Source organism: Methylobacterium sp. WL6, from assembly GCF_008040095.1.
In the GTDB taxonomy this organism is placed as follows: domain Bacteria; phylum Pseudomonadota; class Alphaproteobacteria; order Rhizobiales; family Beijerinckiaceae; genus Methylobacterium.
In genome coordinates this window covers 1-614 of sequence record NZ_VRVH01000663.1, presented here as the reverse complement: position 1 = coordinate 614, position 614 = coordinate 1, and the positions used below count along the sequence as shown (strand labels likewise).

Below are 614 nucleotides of genomic sequence, written 5' to 3'. Positions count from 1 at the left end.
CCGGATCGTCGGACCGCGCGAGCCTCGGAGCGGTGGTCGACGCCCTGGCCGACGAGACCGCGTCGCCGAAGCCCCGATGAGGCCGGACCATGCGGGCCGGGCGCGCCCGTGGGGGTAGGCACGCCCGGCCCGACGGTCGGCCGGCATCCGGACCGAGAGGCCGGACGACGGGCCATCATCGCGCCCGCGTATTTCCCAAGCATGTCCGTTCGCCGCGGGGGGCATCGGCGCAACACGGACCGCCTGGGTTCTGTTATCTCCCCCGACGCATCGGCGCCCCTCAACGACCCGGTTCCCATGAGCATCCTGAAAGACATCTTCGGCCGCCTGACCCAGGCGGTGACCGCCTATGCCGGCGACAAGGCGCTGATGCTGGCGGCGGTCTCGGCCGCCGCCAACGTCATCGTCGCCGACGGGGAGGTGGCCGGCACCGAGTTCGAGACGGCGCTGGCCGGCCTCAGGGCCAACCCGATCCTCGAGAAGGGCTACGACACCCTGATGCTGGAGGCCGAGCTCTACGACGGGATCGCCCGCGCCCGGACGCGGGCGGGCCGGGCCGAGAACCTGCGCCACGCCGCCGCGCTCGCCGACCGGCCGCAGGCGCAGCGCGAGAA

1 protein-coding gene is annotated in these 614 nt (G+C 73.6%); it reads left to right on the top strand.

Going from position 1 to position 614, the window contains the following annotated elements:
• Positions 1-297: 297 nt before the first annotated feature.
• Positions 298-614, top strand: a 317-nt coding sequence (locus FV230_RS29065; protein WP_147844811.1) for a Tellurite resistance protein TerB, incomplete at its 3' end; no start/stop codon positions are given.